Here is a 16,299-nt window from a genome sequence, read left to right as displayed (position 1 = left end):
CCTCGGCGCCGAAACGTCCTCACCGAAAAGTAGACTGAAACCGACATGATCAGACCTGACCTCTCCCTCCCGATCCCCGAGTCGATCTCTTCCGCGCACTTCATCGGCATCGGCGGATCCGGCATGAGCGGCCTCGCCAGGATGTTCCTCGACGCGGGAATCCGCGTCTCGGGAAGCGACCGCGCCGACAGCGACAACCTGCGCGCCCTCGCGGCGGCCGGCGCCGTCGTGCATGTCGGGCACGACGCGGCCCATCTCGGCGATGCGGACACGGTCATCCACACCGGAGCGATCTGGCCGGAGAACCCCGAGTTCGTCACTGCGAAGCAGCGCGGACTGCACGTCATCCACCGCTCGCAGGCACTGCACTGGCTGGTGGGCTCGCGTCGACTCGTCTCTGTGGCGGGCGCGCACGGCAAGACCACCTCGACGGGCATGATCGTGACGGCCCTGCAGCAGCTCGGAGCCGACCCCAACTTCGTCAACGGCGGCGTCATCGAGCAGCTCGGCGTGTCGAGCGCCAGCGGATCGGGCGAGCTCTTCGTGATCGAGGCGGACGAGTCCGACGGCACGTTCCTGCTCTACGACACGGCTGTCGCCCTCATCACCAATGTCGACCCGGACCACCTCGATCACTACGGCTCGGAGGAGGCCTTCCACGACGCGTTCGTGCGCTTCGCCGACGCAGCGACAGAGGCCGTCGTGATCTCGAGCGACGACCCCGGCGCGCTGCGTGTGGGGGCGGGGCTCTCGCACCCGAACGTCGTGACCTTCGGGCAGGCGGAGGATGCCGATGTCAGGGTGAGCGACATCGTGACGGACGGGCCCGTCTCGGCCACCGTCAGCAGCGGGGGCGAGGATGTGCGCCTGCAGCTCGCCGTGCCCGGCGTGCACAACGCGATCAACGCGGCCGGCGCCATCGCCGTCCTCCTCTCGGTCGGCTTCGGTCTGGCCGAGTCCGCCCGAGCCGTCGAGGGCTTCGCCGGCACGGTCCGCCGTCTCGAGCAGCACGGCGTCGAGCGCGGCGTCACCGTCTACGACGACTACTCGCACCATCCCACCGAGGTGCGTGCGGCTCTCGAGGCGATGCGATCGATCGCAGGCTCGGGCAGGATCATCGCGATCCAGCAGCCCCACACCTACTCGCGCACACAGCACATGTTCCGCGAGTTCGCGGACGTGCTCGAGACGTATGCCGACCACACGGTGATGCTCGATGTCTACGGCGCACGCGAGGATCCGGTCCCGGGCGTCACGGGGGAGCTCGTGAGCGGCGCGTTCCGCGATCCGTCCCACGTCCATTTCGTCGCCGACTGGCAGCAGGCGGCCGACTACACTGCATCCGTCGCCCGTGACGGCGATTTCGTCGTCACGCTCGGCTGCGGCAACGTCTATCAGATCATCCCGCAGGTGCTCGAGTCTCTGCGGACCACCGAGGTCTGAGCGGATGCGTCGTCCGCCTCCGCTTCCCACGCCTCCCGCGGGCACCGCGGCGGACACGCCCCGCCGACGCGAGTGGTCGACCTCGCGTGGACGCGCGGCGGACACCGAGTACGGCGATCGCACGGGTCCTGGGTCCGCAGCCGTCAGCCCGATGCCTGCCGCAGACGCGAATGCCGACGCGGATGCCGACGCGGATGGGCTGCGGCCCACCTCCACGCGTGACGTCTGGCGGGCGGCTCGTGCGCGGCGCAAGGCGCTGCGAGCCGAGATCCGGCGGTTCACACAGCGTTCCCGACGGCGACGCATCCTCTGGCTGAGCGCGGTGGGTGCGGTCGTGCTGCTGATCGGGGGCACGACCGCGGCGGCTTACAGTCCGCTGTTCGCCGTCGAGAAGATCACCGTGGTCGGCGCGACGACCCTGGACGCCGCCGCGGTCGAGGCCGCGCTCGGTGAACAGGTGGGCACGCCCCTGGCGCTGGTCGATTCGAGCGAGGTCAAGGCCGCGCTGTTGGCCTTCCCGCTGATCGAGACCTACGCACTCGAGGCGAAGCCACCGCACGACCTCACGGTGCGGATCGTCGAGCGCACGCCGGTCGGCGTCATCCGCTCCGAGGCGGGCTACACGCTCGTCGACGCCGCGGGAGTCGCGCTCTCGACGACGGCGGATCAGCCTGCGGGGCAACCGGTGCTCGACATCGACGGAGGTACCGAGTCCGTCGCGTTCGAGAGCGCGGGCCTCGTGGTGCGCTCTGTGCCTGCCGACGTGCGCGCCCTGCTCACTGGAGTGCGCGCGACGACGGCCGATGATGTGACGCTGACGCTGAGCAGCGGCCTGACGGTGGTGTGGGGCAGTTCGGATGACTCGCCGATGAAGAGCGAAGTGCTCACGAAGACGCTGATCAGCAATCCCGAGGCGTCGACGATCGACGTCACGTCTCCGCATGCGGTGGTCGTCGGCTGAAGGTTTCGACGGCAAACGGGCGACACGCCCGTGTCGCTGCGTGTGCGCGGGGACGCGACGCTTACCTTCGAACAAGAGAAACCAATACCGGGAAATACTTTACACCTCTACTTGAGGTTTAAGGTTCAAGGTCCTGGAATCTCACCCTAGACAGGCTCGACTATTCGGAGGCCGGCCATGAGCCAGAACCAGAACTACCTCGCCGTGATCAAGGTCGTCGGCGTCGGCGGTGGCGGCGTCAACGCCGTCAACCGCATGATCGATCTCGGGCTCCGCGGAGTCGAGTTCATCGCAGTCAACACCGACGCCCAGGCACTGCTCATGAGCGACGCCGACGTCAAGCTCGACGTGGGCCGCGAGCTCACCCGCGGACTCGGCGCCGGCGCCGACCCGGAGGTCGGCCGTCGTGCCGCCGAGGATCACGCCGAGGAGATCGAGCAGGCGCTCACCGGAGCCGACATGGTCTTCGTCACCGCCGGCGAGGGAGGCGGAACGGGAACGGGTGGAGCCCCGGTCGTCGCACGCATCGCGAAGTCGATCGGCGCATTGACCATCGGTGTCGTGACCAAGCCCTTCTCCTTCGAAGGCCGCCGTCGCCAGAGCCAGGCCGAAGCCGGAGTCGCCAAGCTGAAGGAAGAGGTCGACACCCTCATCGTGGTGCCGAACGATCGCCTGCTCGAGATCAGCGACCGCGGCATCTCGATGATCGAGGCCTTCGCCACCGCTGACCAGGTGCTTCTCGCGGGTGTCCAGGGAATCACGGACCTCATCACCACGCCCGGCCTCATCAACCTCGACTTCGCCGACGTCAAGTCGGTGATGCAGGGCGCCGGATCGGCGCTCATGGGCATCGGCTCGGCGCGCGGCGCGGATCGTGCCATCAAGGCCGCAGAACTCGCGGTCGAGTCGCCGCTGCTCGAGGCGAGCATCGAGGGCGCCCACGGCGTGCTGCTGTCGATCCAGGGTGGGTCGAACCTCGGCATCTTCGAGATCCACGACGCCGCGGACCTCGTCAAGGAGGCCGCGCACCCCGAGGCGAACATCATCTTCGGTACCGTCATCGACGACACGCTCGGCGACGAGGTGCGTGTCACCGTGATCGCCGCAGGCTTCGACGGGGGAGAGCCCTCCCTGCGTCTGGACCCGATGGTCGTCTCGCGTCCTGCCGCGGCCAGCACGCTGCCCGAGGTGGCGCTCTCCAACGACGAGGAGAGCAAGCCCGCTGTCGAGACGCCTGCGCCCGAGCGGCCGCAGCAGCGCATCCCGGCGACGAGCATCGAGCCCGCCTTCGCGGATGACGACATCGACATCCCCGAATTCCTGAAGTGACGCAGGCGCAGGACCAGGCCGGATCCGGTCTGGCAGCGCGGCTGTCGGCGATCGACCAACGGATCGCCGACGCCGCGCGTCTTGCAGGCAGGGACCCGGCCGAGATCTCCAGGATCGTCGTGACGAAGTTCCATCCGTCGTCCCTCGTCCGCGAGCTGCACGCCCTGGGCGTGCGCGAGGTGGGCGAGAACCGCCAGCAGGAGCTCTCCTCGAAGACCTCCGAGCTGACGGATCTCGACCTTCGCTGGCACTTCATCGGCCAGGCCCAGACCAACAAGGCGAGCGCGATCCGCCGCAGCGCGGACGCCGTGCACTCGGTGGATCGCGAGCGTCTCGCGGATGCTCTGCATCGGGCGGCCGAGGGGGATGACCTCCTCGACGTGCTCGTGCAGGTCAATCTCACCGCTGATCAGGGTCGCGGCGGTGTCGATCCGGCCGAGGCCCGCACTCTCGCCGAGCACATCATGACGTTGCCGTCGCTACGGCTTCGGGGTGTGATGGCGGTCGCGCCGCTCGATGAGGAACCCGCTTCCGCGTTCGCGCGACTGCGCTCGATCGCAGACGCCGTGCGCGACGTCGAGCCTTCCGCCACCTGGATATCCGCAGGGATGACGGGCGACTTCGTCGAGGCCATCGAGGCAGGCGCGACACACCTGCGGATCGGCTCCGCAATCACGGGACCCCGCCCCGACCGGGGTTAACCTGTGAACAGACCAACCCGACACGTTCGAACCGGAGGACACGATGGGTAACCCGCTGAAGAAGACCATGGTGTATCTCGGCCTCGCCGACGAGGAAGAGGTCTACGAGGAGGAGCAGGCCCCGGCCCGCTCGCACCGCGAGCGCGAACGCGAGGAGCCCGCTCCCGCGCCCGTGACCCCGCTACGGCGCCCCGTCGCCGTGCGCCAGCCCGCAGGAGGGGCAGTGAACGAGATCCTCACCGTGCACCCGAAGCAGTACCGCGATGCTCAGCTCATCGCGGAGAGCTTCCGCGAGGGTGTGCCGGTCATCATCAACCTCTCGCAGATGAGCGACGCGGATGCTCGCCGTCTGATCGATTTCGCCTCGGGACTCTCGCTCGGCCTGTACGGCCGGATCGAGCGGGTCACATCGAAGGTCTTCCTGCTGTCGCCGGAGAACATCGCGGTGTCGGGTCATGGGGGAATCGCGCACGCGGACGCAGAGTCCGCGGGCTTCGACCAGTCGTAGACCGTGGGGTTCGTCGTCTCCATCGTCGCCAGCATCGTACATCTGGCTCTGCTGCTGTACCTGCTGGTGCTCTTCGCCCGTCTCATCCTGAGCTACATCCCGATGTTCAATCGTGAGTGGCGTCCGAAGGGCGCCGGACTCGTAGCCGCTGAGTTGGTCTACACGGTGACCGATCCGCCCGTCCGGTTCTTCCGGCGGATCATCCCTCCTCTCCGCATCGGCTCGCTCTCCCTGGATTTCGGCTTCTCGATCACCATCCTGATCGTGCTGATCCTGATGAGCATCGTCCGGAGCTTCATCTGAGACCCCTGGGACTTCGGCGTTCTGGAGTGTCGCGGGATCGCGACTGACAGGCTCGGGGACTATGCTTGGCTCCCAGGTGCGCGCCCCGGGTTCGCGCCGAATCTCGACCGCGCCATTCCAAACTGGCAACCGAACTCATCGAAGGAGCCACCATGGCACTTACCCCGGATGACGTCGTCACCAAGCAGTTCCAGCACGTCCGCTTCAAGGACGGCTTCGACCCGGACGAGGTCGACGACTTCCTCGACGAGATCGTCATCGAGTGGCGCAAGGCCCTCGAGGAGAACGCTGAGCTCAAGGCCAAGCTCGCCGCATACGAGTCCGGCGACGCGCCGGCGGCTCCCGCAGCCGCTGCAGAGGCGCCCGCCGCAGCCGTCGAAGAGACTCCTGCCGCCGCCGCTCCCGCAGAGCCCGCTCCGTCGGGTTCGGCCACCGCGACCGCCGGAATCATCGAGCTCGCGCAGCGTCTGCACGACGAGCACGTCGCCGAGGGTGAGGCCAAGCGTGCCCAGCTCATCGCCGAGGCCGAGGGCGAGGTCAACCGCATCCGCACGGAGGCCGAGGCCAAGCAGCGTGAAGAGTCGGCTCGTCTCGAGCGTGAGCGCAACGCGCTCGAGGCTCGCATCACCGAGCTCCGCAACTTCGAGCGCGACTACCGCTCGCAGCTGCGCGGCTACATCGAGGGTCAGCTCCGCGATCTCGACGAGAAGTCGGCGTCGACGGACTCGACTCCGGTCTCCGCGATCGGACTGTAGGTCGTCCTTTTGCCAGGACGCCGTCCCCTTCGTCGGTCGGCGGCCGGCGCGATCGTTGCGATTCTCGCAGCAGTCGTGCTGGCCGCCGATCAGTTTGTGAAGTACCTCACGACCGAGAACCTGCCCCTTCAGGAGCCGGTGCCGGTGCTCGGTGAGTTCCTCCAGCTGTACTACGTGCGCAATCCCGGTGCGGCGTTCTCGCTCGGATCCGACGTCACGTGGATCTTCACGATCGCCCTCGCGGTGGTCGCGGGTGTGATCGTGTGGAAGGCCTTCGGTCTCCGTTCGCGTCTCTGGGCCATCGTGCTGGGCTGCCTCCTCGGAGGAGTCCTCGGCAACCTCACCGATCGCCTCTTCCGCGATCCGGGCTTTCCCATGGGCCACGTGGTCGACATGATCTCGATGCCGTGGATGATGCCCGCGATCTTCAACGTCGCCGACATCTTCATCGTCACCGGGATGATCTCGGTCGCGCTGCTCGTCGTGCTGGGGCTCCGTTTCGACGGAACCCGGGAACGCGACCACGCTCCCATCGAGACCGACGACGAAGCCGAGGCTGCGGCGTTGGCCGAGGATGCCGAGTCTGATGCGGCTCCTGCGCCTTCTCACCCGGATGCCTCGGCGCCCGATGGCGCCCCGGCTGCGGACGGGCGCTGAGATGGAATTCCGCACCCTCCCCGTTCCCGACGGATTGGACGGGACGCGCGTCGACGCGGCGCTCGCCAAGATGCTCGGCTTCTCGCGGACCTTCGCCGCCGAGGTCGCCGCGGCCGGCGGTGTGCGGGTCGATGGAATCACGCTCGACAAGTCCGATCGCCTGCGCGGCGGCGGCTGGCTCGAGGTGGAGTGGCAGCCCAAGGAGGAGCCGCGGATCATCCCGATCGCGGTTCCCGACCTCGGAATCGTCTACGACGACGACGACATCGTCGTCATCGACAAGCCCACCGGAGTCGCTGCCCACCCCTCGCTCGGGTGGGAGGGTCCGACTGTCGTCGGCGCTCTCGCGGCCGCGGGGTTCCGGGTGGCCACCAGCGGTGCTCCGGAGCGCCAGGGGATCGTTCATCGCCTGGATGTCGGCACCAGCGGGCTCATGGTCGTCGCCAAGAGCGAGACCGCGTACACAGCGCTGAAGCACGCGTTCAAAGAGCGGACGGTCGAGAAGATCTATCACGCCGTCGTCCAGGGGCACCCCGACCCGCTGTCCGGAACCATCGATGCGCCGATCGGTCGGCATCCGAATCACTCCTGGAAGTTCGCTGTCGTTCCGGACGGCAAGCCGTCGGTGACTCACTACGAGACACTCGAGGCTTTCCCGGGGGCGTCGCTGCTCGAGATCCACCTCGAGACAGGGCGGACGCATCAGATCCGCGTGCATATGGCCGCCCTGCGGCATCCGTGCGCCGGAGATCCTCTGTACGGCGCCGATCCGACGCTGTCGGCGAGACTCGGCCTGGCTCGCCAGTGGCTGCACGCGCACAAGCTCGCCTTCGCGCATCCGACGACGGGGGACTGGGTGCAGTTCGAGTCGCCGTACCCCGCAGATTTCGATCGTGCTCTGGAGATTCTGCGCGGCGAGTGATCGACTCGCAGCGCGTGTCGGCGGTCTGAGTCAGACTGTGCGCATGAACATCGAGGTTCTGCCTGCGACCGAATTCGACGACGTCGCCACTCTCGTCGGCCCGAAGAAGCCGACGTCGAACGTGTGCTTCTGCCTGAGCTATCGGATCGGCAGCGCAGAGAACAACGCGCTGCGCGGCGAGAAGCGGGCCGAGCGGGTGCGCGAGCTCTGTCGACTCGACCCGCCGCCCGGCGTGATCGCCTATCTCGATGACGAGCCCGTGGGCTGGGCGGCAGTGCATCCGCGCAGCGCGACGAGCTTCGCGCGCAACCGGCTGATCCCGCACGTCGACGATCTCGACGTGTGGTCCCTGTGGTGCATCCGTGTGCGCCCCGGGTACCGCAAGCAGGGCATCTCCCATGCACTGGTCGAGGGAGCCATCACGCATGCGATGAGGAGCGGAGCACCCGCGATCGAAGGGTATCCCGTCGACAATCGAGGCGAGAAGGTGAATCCGACGATGGCCTACGTCGGCACGAGACGGCTCTTCGAAAGAGCGGGATTCGCGAAGGCGGCGGACACCGGATCGACGCTCGACGGGTTCCCGCGCGTGCTGATGCGGCTCGATCTGCGGCAGCCGCGGACGAGATCCGAGAACGCGTGAACCCGACCGGGCGGCAGGGGCAATACATAGCGTGAGCACAGACAATGAGATCATCCGGCGGTCGCTGGGTCAGTACTTCGCGGACAGTCCGTCGGCTCCATGGGCCACTCCTGACGGCCATGAGCTTTCCGCGGCGCGGGTGGCGACGCTCGATGTCGGATGCCGAACGTAGACTCGAAGACATGGCATCCGACTCCTTCGTCCACCTGCACGTGCACAGCGAGTACTCGATGCTCGACGGGGCGGCGAAGATCGCGGCGATGACGCAGGCGGCGGCGGATTACGACATGCCGGCCATCGCCGTGACCGATCACGGCAATACATTCGCGGCGTTTGAGTTCTACAAGGCGGCGAATGCGGCAGGGGTCAAGCCCATCATCGGGCTCGAGGCCTACGTCACCCCCGGCACGCATCGCAGCGACAAGACGCGCGTGCAATGGGGCTCTCCGGATCAGAAGAGCGACGATGTCTCCGGTTCCGGCGCCTATACCCACATGACGATGTGGAGCGAGAGCACGCAGGGGATGCACAACCTGTTCCGCCTCAGCTCGCTGTCGAGCATGGAGGGCTACTACTTCAAGCCCCGCATGGACCGGGAGCTCCTGCAGACGTACGGCAAGGGCCTGATCGCCACCACCGGATGCCCCTCGGGTGAGATCCAGACGCGGTTGCGCCTCGGTCAGTACGACGCCGCACGTGCGGCGGCCGCGGAGTTCCAGGACCTCTTCGGCAAAGAGAACTATTTCGCCGAGATCATGGATCACGGGCTCTCCATCGAGCGCAGGGTGATGACCGACCTGATCCGGCTCGCCAAGGACCTGAACATCCCCCTTGTCGGCACGAACGACTCCCACTACACGCATCAGCACGAGGCCGACGCCCACGAGGCGCTGCTGTGCGTGCAGTCCGGCTCGACGCTCGACGACCCCAACCGGTTCAAGTTCGACGGCGACGGGTACTACATCAAGACCGCCGCAGAGATGCGTCAGCTGTTCCGCGATCACCCGGAGGCCTGCGACAACACGCTGCTCATCGCCGAGCGGTGCGAGGTCGAATTCAACACCGCCGCGAACTACATGCCGCGCTTCCCCGTCCCGGACGGCGAGACGGAGGACAGCTGGCTCATTAAAGAGGTCGAGGCCGGCCTCCACTACCGGTACCCGAGCGGCATCCCCGACAAGGTGCGCAAGCAGGCCGAGTACGAGACCGGCATCATCCTGCAGATGGGGTTCCCCGGCTACTTCCTCGTCGTCGCCGACTTCATCAACTGGGCGAAGGACAACGGCATCCGCGTGGGGCCGGGCCGTGGTTCGGGTGCCGGCTCGATGGTCGCGTACGCCATGAAGATCACCGACCTCGACCCCCTCGAGCACGGCCTGATCTTCGAGCGGTTCCTCAATCCCGACCGCGTCTCGATGCCCGACTTCGACGTCGACTTCGACGACCGTCGCCGTGGCGAGGTCATCGACTACGTGACCAGGAAGTACGGCTCCGAGCGCGTCGCTCAGATCGTCACCTACGGAACGATCAAGTCCAAGCAGGCGCTGAAGGACGCTGGGCGCGTGCTGGGCTTCCCCTTCAGCATGGGCGAGCGGCTGACCAAGGCGATGCCGCCGCCCGTCATGGGCAAGGACATGCCTCTGGACGGCATGTTCGACTCCGCGCACCCCCGCTACAAAGAGGCGAGCGAGTTCCGCGCGCTCATCGAGACGGATCCCGAGGCGAAGACGGTCTTCGACCGGGCTCTCGGTCTCGAGGGTCTGAAGCGGCAGTGGGGCGTGCACGCTGCCGGTGTGATCATGTCGTCCGAGCCGCTGCTCGACATCATCCCGATCATGCGACGCGAGCAGGACGGGCAGATCGTCACCCAGTTCGACTACCCGTCGTGCGAGTCGCTCGGCCTGATCAAGATGGACTTCCTGGGGCTCCGCAACCTCACGATCATCTCCGACGCTCTGGACAACATCCGCACCAACCGCGGCGAGGAGCTCGACCTGGAGCACCTGGCCCTGGATGACCGCGGCGCCTACGAGCTGCTCGGGCGTGGCGAATCGCTCGGCGTCTTCCAGCTCGACGGCGGACCGATGCGGTCGCTCATGCGACTGATGCGACCCGACAACTTCGGCGACATCTCAGCCCTCATCGCGCTGTACCGTCCGGGTCCGATGGGCGCGAACTCGCACACGAACTATGCGCTGCGCAAGAACGGGCAGCAGGCGATCACGCCCATCCACCCCGAATTCACCGAATCGCTCGCCGACATCCTCGATGAGTCCTACGGCCTGATCATCTATCAGGAGCAGGTGATGGCCATCGCTCAACGCGTGGCAGGGTTCTCGCTCGGTCAGGCCGACATCCTCCGCCGAGCGATGGGCAAGAAGAAGAAGTCCGAGCTCGACAAGCAGTTCGAGGGCTTCCAGGCCGGAATGCACGCGAACGGCTACTCCGACGGGGCCGTCAATGCGATCTGGGAGATCCTCCTCCCGTTCTCCGACTACGCCTTCAACAAAGCCCACTCGGCCGCCTACGGCGTCGTGTCGTACTGGACCGCGTACCTCAAGGCGCACTATCCCGCCGAGTACATGGCCGCACTGCTCACGAGTGTCGGCGACTCGAAAGACAAGATGGCGCTATACCTCAACGAGTGCCGTCGCATGGGCATCAAGGTCCTTCCGCCCGACGTCTCGGAATCCATCAACTACTTCGCGGCCGTCGGCGACGACATCCGATTCGGGCTCGGCGCCGTGCGCAACGTCGGCAGCAACGTCGTCGAGGGCATCATCAGTGCCCGCAAGGATGAACGATTCACCTCGTTCCATCACTTCCTCGAGAAGGTGCCGCTGCACGTCTCGAACAAGCGCACGGTGGAGTCCCTGATCAAGGCCGGCGCCTTCGATTCGATGGGCGATTCGCGCCGCGCGCTGCTCGAAGTCCACGAGGATGCCGTCGAGGCGGCGGTGGATCGCAAGCGGAACGAGGCACAGGGCGCCATCGGCTTCGACTTCGACAGTCTGTATGACGGAATGGAAGAGGCCCCGCCTGCGAAGGTGCCCGCGCGCCCGGAGTGGATCAAGAAGGACAAGCTCGCTTTCGAGAGGGAGATGCTCGGGCTGTACGTCTCTGACCACCCCCTCGCAGGTCTCGAAGTGCCGCTCGCGAAGCACGCCTCCATCTCGATCCACAACCTCATCAACTCGGAGGACATGCAGGACGGCGAGCAGGTCACGGTGGCCGGTCTCGTCACCAGCGTGCAGCATCGCGTCGCGAAGGCCAGCGGCAACCCGTACGGAATGATCACCGTCGAGGACTTCAACGGCGAGGTGACGGTCATGTTCATGGGCAAGACCTACACCGAGTTCCAGCACATCCTGCAGCAGGACTCGATCCTCGCGGTACGCGGAAGAGTGTCGAAGCGTGACGACGGGCTCAACCTGCATGCGCAGTCGGCGTTCGCGCCCGATGTCGGATCCTTCGACGCCGCCGGACCGCTCTCGCTCGTGCTCGCCGAGCAGAGGGCGACCGAGCGGGTGATGAACGAGCTCGCCGACGTGTTGCGCCGTCATAACGGAGACACCGAGGTGGTGCTGCGTGTGCACCGCGGCGGCACCGCGAAGGTCTTCGACGTGCCGATGCCGGTCAAGGTCTCGGCCGATCTGTTCGGAGATCTCAAATCCCTGCTCGGGCCGACCTGCCTGGGCTGAGCACCAGCGAAGCGCTGCCGCTCGATGGGTCCTCACGGGCGCACCGGGTAGTATCGGGACGCGTTCGGGTGCACGACGACACTTGCTGTGCACCGTGGCGAAAGGACCCTCCCCATGAGCACGGAATCACCCTTCCTGAACAGTGACGACGCGGATGCCGACCGGTCACCGCTGTCCCACGAGTCAGCTGGCGACGAAGACTTCACCGATGACGACGGGGTCCTCTACGACGATGAAGTGACGCCGGAGTACGGCATCCTCGGGTTCACCCTGCGGGAGCTGCTGATCGTCGGCGTGTGGCTGATCGCCTTCATCGTGTCGTTCTTCCCCTACGTCGGCGACTCGTCGATCTGGGGCGCCGGCATCCAGTGGGTCCTCCCGATCGGCGTTCCGACGGTCGCGGTGTTCCTGCTGATCCTCCGCCGGTTCTCCCCCGACGGCATCCGCCGGGTCGGTTCGCTGGGGATCGACCAGTTCGCCTCCGTGGCTTTCTCGGTCTCCGCCGTGTTCTGGCTCGGAGCCCTCTGGAACGCCGTCGCATTCGCGATCGAGTTCGGCGTTTTCGGGTTGCCCTGGAACGGCGTGGTTCAGCTTCTCGCTGCGCTCGCACTCGTCGTCCTCACGGTCTTCGCGCCGCTGGTACCCGGCCTCAAGGAAGACTTCCAGGGTCGACTCGTCACCCTCGCGCACCGCAACGCCAACCCGGTTCGGCCGGTGATCGCGCGTCCGCGTCCCGAGCCTGCGGCTCCGGCAGCCGATGCTCCCGTCGCCGCCGAGGCGGATGCGGGAGCGGACCATGCCGCGTCGCGCGATGTCACGCCTGACGTTCCCGCAGCCGCCGCTCCGTATGCCGCCGACGATGCGCGGGCCCCGTACGAGACGGGCGCCGCGCCGGTCGCGTACGCGGGAGACGCTGCACCCACCGCTCACGGGACGGATGCCGCGCCGAGCGCATACACGACAGCCCCGGCAGACGGGATCGACGTCGAACTGTCGCACGCGCAGGCGACGGATGAGGTCGCACGTCTTGATCTCGCCGAGCAGGTGCCGCTCTCCTCGCACGCCTCGGGCGGGGGAACCGGCACCGAGCAGACGACCTCCGACGAGGAGTACACCCCGGCCTACTCGCGCCGGTCGCGCGGTCAGGAACCCGAGATCGTGTCCGACACCGGAAGCATCGAGTCGCTTCTGGGAACGACCGCTCGCGACGTCTCGTCTCCCGAGACGACCGCGTTCCCTGCGGTGGAGGACGACTCGGACTTCGCAGCGACGGGCTCCCAGGATGCCTTCTCCGCCCCGCAGCCTTTCTGGGTGCTCGCTCCGACCGAGCGCGACGTGCACGACGAACGCGGCGAGGTCATCTTCCGGGTCGGGCCGAGCGCGTGGGCGCTCGTCATCGAAGACCGCGGCGGTGCCTACGTCATCCGACACGATGACGGGCGCATCGGCTACCTGCACGACATCGCAGACATCACGAAGGGCTGACCTGTGCGCACGATCGATCTGCGGGGGCGCACGCTCTCGCCGGCTGACATGCTCGCGGCCGTGCCGCGTGCCACCCAGGCACGAGCAGAGGCTCTCGACACCGCGGCACGCATCGTCGACGACGTCCGTGAGCGCGGTGAAGACGCCCTGCGTGAGCAGGCCGAACGCTTCGATCGCGTCTCCGGCCACGAGATCCGCGTGCCTGAGCGGCACATCGCAGAGGCCCTCGACACCCTTGCCCCCGAAGTCCGCGACGCACTCGAGGAGGCGATCCGCCGGGTGCGCATCGCGTCGGCAGCTCAGGTTCCCGGGCGCCAGGTGACGCGGCTCGGAGACGGTGCGACGATCACCCAGCGCTGGCAGCCCGTTCATCGCGCAGGGGTGTACATCCCCGGCGGCAAAGCGGTCTACCCCTCCAGCGTCATCATGAACGTCGTACCTGCTCAGGTCGCGGGAGTCGAGCAGATCGCGCTCGCATCACCTCCGCAGGAGGATCAGGGAGGCCGCGTCCACCCCACGATCCTCGCCGCTGCGGGTCTGCTCGGCATCACCGAGGTCTACGCGATCGGCGGGGCCGGCGCGATCGGCTCCTTCGCGCACGGGGTGGCCGGCATCGGGCTCGACCCGGTCGACGTCCTGTCCGGACCGGGAAACAACTACGTCGCTTCGGCGAAGCGCGCCGTGGCGGGTGTCGTCGGCACCGACTCCGAGGCGGGGGCCACCGAGATACTCGTCGTCGCGGATGCGGCAGCCGACCCGAGGCTCATCGCCGCTGACCTCGTCAGTCAGGCGGAGCACGATGAGCAGGCCTCGGCCGTGCTCGTCACCGACTCGCCTGAGCTCGCCGATCGCGTCGCCGTCGAGGTCGCGCGACAGGCAGGTGCGACCCGCCACGCGACACGTGTGGCTGCCGCTCTGGACGGTCCGCAGTCCGCGATCGTGCTCGTCGACGACCGCGCCATGGCGACGGCGTTCAGCAACGCCTACGCTCCCGAGCACCTGGAGCTGCACCTGGACGATGCCGAGGCCGCGGCAGACAGCTTCACCAGCGCAGGGGCCGTGTTCGTCGGAGACCACACCCCGGTGAGCCTGGGCGACTACATGGCGGGCAGCAACCACGTCCTTCCGACCGGGGGACAGGCGCGCTATGCGCCGGGACTCGGCGCGTATACCTTCCTGCGTCCGCAGCAGGTGATCTCCTACGATCGGGCGGCCCTCGCCGAGGTGCGTGCGGGAGTCGTCGCACTCGCCGAGACCGAGGTGCTGCCGGCGCACGGCGAAGCGATCGAAGCGCGTTTCACCGCGTAGGATCGGTCAGATGCATTGCCCCTTCTGCCGTCACTCGGACTCTCGCGTCATCGATTCCCGCACGAGCGATGACGGGCTCTCGATCAGGCGCCGACGACAGTGCCCTGAGTGCGGTGGTCGCTTCACGACCACAGAGACGGCCAGCCTCAATGTCATCAAGCGATCGGGCGTCATGGAGCCGTTCAGTCGCGAGAAGGTGATCTCCGGTGTCCGCAAGGCGTGTCAGGGGCGCCCCGTCACGGAGGCAGATCTGGCGGTCCTCGCTCAGCGGGTCGAAGAGGCGGTGCGGCAGACGGGCGTCTCGCAGCTCGACACCAACGAGATCGGGTTGGCGATCCTCGGGCCGCTGCGCGACCTCGACGAGGTCGCCTATCTGAGGTTCGCCAGCGTCTATCAGGCCTTCGACTCCCTCGAGGACTTCGAGAGCGCCATCACCGATCTGCGCGCCGACCACGTCAAGCCGGAGCCTGTCGACCGGTAATCTGGCAGGGATGTATCCGCTGCTCTTTCGCGCTGTCCTGTCGCGCTTCGACCCCGAGTTCGCCCACCACGCCGGCATGGCGGTGATCCGTGTGCTCGGAGTGCCGCCGTTCTCCTGGGCGACGCGTGCACTGACGAAGCCGGACCCGTCGCTGCGGGTCGACGCCCTGGGACTGAAGTTCTCCTCGCCGTTCGGCATCGCCGCCGGGTTCGACAAGAACGCCGTGGGCGTTCGCGGTCTCGCTGCACTCGGCTTCGGCCACGTCGAGGTCGGCACCGTCACCGCGATCCCGCAGGAGGGCAACCCGAAGCCCCGACTGTTCCGACTGATCGCCGATCGCGCGGTCATCAACCGCATGGGATTCAACAACGAGGGTGCGGACGCCGCAGCTCGGCGCCTCGCACGACTGCGGCGGGGAGCACCGGACACGGTGATCGGCGTGAACATCGGCAAGAGCCGCGTCGTCGACGTCGAGGATGCCACGGCCGACTACGTCGCCTCGGCGAGCAGGCTCGCGCCGCTCGCCGACTACCTGGCCGTCAACGTCTCGTCCCCGAACACCCCGGGCCTTCGGGGCCTTCAGGCGGTCGAGACACTGGCTCCGCTGCTCAGGGCGGTGCGAGCGGCATCCGGCGCGACTCCACTGCTCGTCAAGATCGCCCCCGACCTGGCCGACGACGAGATCGCCGCCATCGCGAAGCTCGCGGTCGACGAAGGCCTCGCCGGAATCATCGCGCACAACACGACGATCAGCAGGGACGGCCTCGCCACGGACGCGGCGACGGTCGAGAGCATCGGGGCCGGGGGTCTCTCGGGCGCCCCCCTCAAGGAGCGCTCACTGCAGGTGCTGCGTCTCGTGCGCGCGACGGTGCCCGCGGAGTTCTGTGTCATCGCCGTCGGGGGAGTGGAGACGCCCACCGATGTGCAGGAGCGACTCGAAGCCGGTGCGACGCTCGTGCAGGGCTACACGGCGTTCCTGTACCGCGGTCCGTTCTGGGGTCGCGAGATCAATCGGGGCCTCGTCGCGGGCTGAACCCCAACGCAACGAACGAGAGAGGCGGCGCACCGACACATAATACAAAAGAGACAGATCGTGCAGCAA

15 protein-coding genes are annotated in these 16,299 nt (G+C 67.3%); all 15 read left to right on the top strand.

What is annotated here, in order from left to right; all coding sequences use genetic code 11:
* Positions 1 to 45 precede the first annotated feature (45 nt).
* The 15 genes from murC to AB0N61_RS17220 all read left to right on the top strand — a co-directional run bounded on the left by murC (position 46) and on the right by AB0N61_RS17220 (position 16,230).
* The gene (gene murC / locus AB0N61_RS17290) at positions 46 to 1,443 is read left to right on the top strand and encodes a UDP-N-acetylmuramate--L-alanine ligase (RefSeq protein ID WP_363365562.1); all 1,398 of its coding nucleotides are present in this window, start codon (positions 46 to 48) and stop codon (positions 1,441 to 1,443) included.
* 4 nt (positions 1,444 to 1,447) lie between these two features.
* Positions 1,448 to 2,404 (top strand): FtsQ-type POTRA domain-containing protein, encoded by a 957-nt coding sequence (locus tag AB0N61_RS17285; RefSeq protein ID WP_363365561.1) that lies wholly within the window; start codon positions 1,448 to 1,450, stop codon positions 2,402 to 2,404.
* A 177-nt stretch (positions 2,405 to 2,581) separates the two neighbouring features.
* Positions 2,582 to 3,733, top strand: a complete 1,152-nt coding sequence (ftsZ, locus tag AB0N61_RS17280) for a cell division protein FtsZ (RefSeq protein WP_363365560.1) — start codon at positions 2,582 to 2,584, stop codon at positions 3,731 to 3,733.
* Positions 3,730 to 4,434: a YggS family pyridoxal phosphate-dependent enzyme gene (locus tag AB0N61_RS17275; protein ID WP_363365559.1), complete on the top strand. Its 705-nt coding sequence runs from the start codon at positions 3,730 to 3,732 to the stop codon at positions 4,432 to 4,434. The genes ftsZ and AB0N61_RS17275 overlap by 4 nt, the downstream gene beginning before the upstream one ends.
* A gap of 43 nt (positions 4,435 to 4,477) precedes the next feature.
* Positions 4,478 to 4,942 carry a cell division protein SepF gene (gene sepF, locus AB0N61_RS17270; protein WP_363365558.1) on the top strand — a complete coding sequence of 155 codons (465 nt, stop codon included), beginning with the start codon at positions 4,478 to 4,480 and terminating at the stop codon, positions 4,940 to 4,942.
* Between the two features lie 3 nt (positions 4,943 to 4,945).
* Positions 4,946 to 5,245, top strand: coding sequence for a YggT family protein (locus tag AB0N61_RS17265; protein ID WP_167948819.1), 300 nt, complete (start codon positions 4,946 to 4,948; stop codon positions 5,243 to 5,245).
* Positions 5,246 to 5,397: 152 nt separating this feature from the next.
* Positions 5,398 to 6,000 carry a DivIVA domain-containing protein gene (locus tag AB0N61_RS17260; RefSeq protein ID WP_167948818.1) on the top strand — a complete coding sequence of 201 codons (603 nt, stop codon included), beginning with the start codon at positions 5,398 to 5,400 and terminating at the stop codon, positions 5,998 to 6,000.
* 60 nt (positions 6,001 to 6,060) lie between these two features.
* Positions 6,061 to 6,657: a signal peptidase II gene (gene lspA / locus AB0N61_RS17255; protein WP_363365609.1), complete on the top strand. Its 597-nt coding sequence runs from the start codon at positions 6,061 to 6,063 to the stop codon at positions 6,655 to 6,657.
* A gap of 1 nt (position 6,658) precedes the next feature.
* On the top strand, positions 6,659 to 7,579 hold the full coding sequence (locus AB0N61_RS17250; protein ID WP_363365557.1) for an RluA family pseudouridine synthase: 921 nt from the start codon (positions 6,659 to 6,661) through the stop codon (positions 7,577 to 7,579).
* Positions 7,580 to 7,622: 43 nt separating this feature from the next.
* On the top strand, positions 7,623 to 8,222 hold the full coding sequence (locus tag AB0N61_RS17245; protein WP_363365556.1) for a GNAT family N-acetyltransferase: 600 nt from the start codon (positions 7,623 to 7,625) through the stop codon (positions 8,220 to 8,222).
* 182 nt (positions 8,223 to 8,404) lie between these two features.
* Complete coding sequence (gene dnaE, locus AB0N61_RS17240) at positions 8,405 to 11,923, top strand: DNA polymerase III subunit alpha (protein WP_363365555.1); 3,519 nt, start codon at positions 8,405 to 8,407, stop codon at positions 11,921 to 11,923.
* Between the two features lie 114 nt (positions 11,924 to 12,037).
* Entirely contained in the window at positions 12,038 to 13,408 is a 1,371-nt protein-coding gene (locus AB0N61_RS17235) for a hypothetical protein (protein WP_363365554.1), read from the top strand.
* 3 nt (positions 13,409 to 13,411) lie between these two features.
* Entirely contained in the window at positions 13,412 to 14,716 is a 1,305-nt protein-coding gene (gene hisD / locus AB0N61_RS17230; protein ID WP_167948812.1) for a histidinol dehydrogenase, read from the top strand.
* 10 nt (positions 14,717 to 14,726) lie between these two features.
* Positions 14,727 to 15,197, top strand: a complete 471-nt coding sequence (nrdR, locus tag AB0N61_RS17225) for a transcriptional regulator NrdR (protein ID WP_167948811.1) — start codon at positions 14,727 to 14,729, stop codon at positions 15,195 to 15,197.
* 10 nt (positions 15,198 to 15,207) lie between these two features.
* On the top strand, positions 15,208 to 16,230 hold the full coding sequence (locus tag AB0N61_RS17220) for a quinone-dependent dihydroorotate dehydrogenase (protein WP_363365553.1): 1,023 nt from the start codon (positions 15,208 to 15,210) through the stop codon (positions 16,228 to 16,230).
* Positions 16,231 to 16,299: the final 69 nt, after the last annotated feature.

The sequence above is a fragment of the Microbacterium sp. NPDC089320 genome (assembly GCF_040684875.1).
GTDB lineage: Bacteria > Actinomycetota > Actinomycetes > Actinomycetales > Microbacteriaceae > Microbacterium.
Note: the sequence above shows the minus strand (reverse complement) of the source record. Positions and strands in the feature narration are given on the sequence as shown.